Genomic DNA, 1,429 nt, shown 5'->3' with positions numbered 1-1,429 from the left:
TAGACTGCCCCCAAAAAGTTAGACACTATTTGAGGGTATTTTTATGGAAAGAAAAGTCAAGTATAATTATGAATTTAAACTTCGTTGTGTAAAAGAGGTCTTAAATCATCACCAAACCGTAAAATCGGTTTCAGAATTAAATGGTTGTCACCATACATCACTTCATCACTGGGTTCGTTCTTATGAAGCATTCGGCAAAAAAGGCTTATTACCTCGCAAAACCAAGAAATACAGTTTAGAATTCAAGCATAAGGTTTTGGAATCCATTGAACAAGATGTATTATCTTTAAGTCAAGCATGTTCGAAGTTTAACATACCGACCAAGTCCGTAATACTTGGTTGGCAAAGAAAATACAAAAAATCAGGAGTTATGGGCTTGACCAACAAACCAAAAGAAAAACCTAATATGCCTTTTAAGAGGGCAAAAAAGAAGTCCAGTAAACCTTTGACCAGAGAAGAGGAACTTTTATTGGAAAACGAATCCTTAAGAGCAGAACTGGATTTGCTAAAAAAGTTAGAAGCCTTAACTCAAGCCGAGCAAAACAAAAAGCTCAAGCCATAACAGAATTAAGGCATAAATATGATTTAGAGCTATTGCTAAATCACACCAATATGGCAAGAAGTAGCTACTACTACCATCAAAAAAGAAGTCAGCTTACCGACAAGTACAAAGCGATAAAGCTATTGATAACAAAAATATACCATCACCATAAAGGACGAATGGGCTATAGAAGGATCACTTTGGAAATCAACAAGAAATATTTTACAATTAACCATAAAACAGTATTGCGCTTGATGAGAGAATTGGGATTGAAGAGCCTTATCAGGGTTAAAAAATATAAATCCTATAAAGGCCAAAGAGGTAAAATAGCCCCCAATGTATTACAGGGCGATTTTAAAGCTGCCAGGCCCAATAAAAAATGGGCTACAGATATTACTGAATTTAAGGTCTTTGGAAATAAGTTGTATTTATCTCCAATAATTGACCTGTTCAATGGAGAAATTATAAGTTATGAACTGTCTGAAAAACCTAACTTTGAGCAAGTAGTCATGATGCTAAAAAAGTCCTTTAAAAAAATCCCTAACCAAACCCATTTAATATTACATTCAGACCAAGGTTGGCAGTACCAAATGAAACAATATCAACAGCTATTAAAAGAAAAAGGGATTATACAAAGTATGTCTCGTAAAGGAAACTGTCTGGATAATGCGATAATAGAAAACTTCTTTGGTATTCTAAAATCTGAATTGTTTTATCTCAATAAGTATAGTTCAATAACTCAGTTAAAACAAGATATTAAAACCTATATAAAGTATTATAATAATGAAAGAATTAAACTAAATCTAAATGGAATGAGCCCGATTGAATATCGAGCTAATTATTGTCAAAATTAATTATAAATTTGTCTAAGCTTTTGGGTGCAGTCTA

2 protein-coding genes are annotated in these 1,429 nt (G+C 32.9%); both read left to right on the top strand.

The genetic code is table 11. The annotated features are described in order from the left end of the window. The first annotated feature begins 43 nt into the window (after positions 1–43). On the top strand, positions 44–562 hold the full coding sequence (locus IM744_RS20550) for a helix-turn-helix domain-containing protein (protein ID WP_194510036.1): 519 nt from the start codon (positions 44–46) through the stop codon (positions 560–562). After that, on the top strand, positions 469–1,395 hold the full coding sequence (locus IM744_RS20545; RefSeq protein WP_194510037.1) for an IS3 family transposase: 927 nt from the start codon (positions 469–471) through the stop codon (positions 1,393–1,395). The genes IM744_RS20550 and IM744_RS20545 overlap by 94 nt, the downstream gene beginning before the upstream one ends. Positions 1,396–1,429 lie beyond the last annotated feature (34 nt).

It is taken from the genome of Psychroserpens luteus (genome assembly GCF_015319355.1).
Taxonomy (GTDB): Bacteria; Bacteroidota; Bacteroidia; order Flavobacteriales; family Flavobacteriaceae; genus Psychroserpens; species Psychroserpens luteus.
Note: the sequence above shows the minus strand (reverse complement) of the source record. Positions and strands in the feature narration are given on the sequence as shown.

Coding starts and splice junctions, on each gene's coding strand:
- IM744_RS20550 (WP_194510036.1), top strand. CDS start 44: ATGGAAAGAAAAGTCAAGTATAATTATGAATTTAAACTTCGTTGTGTA.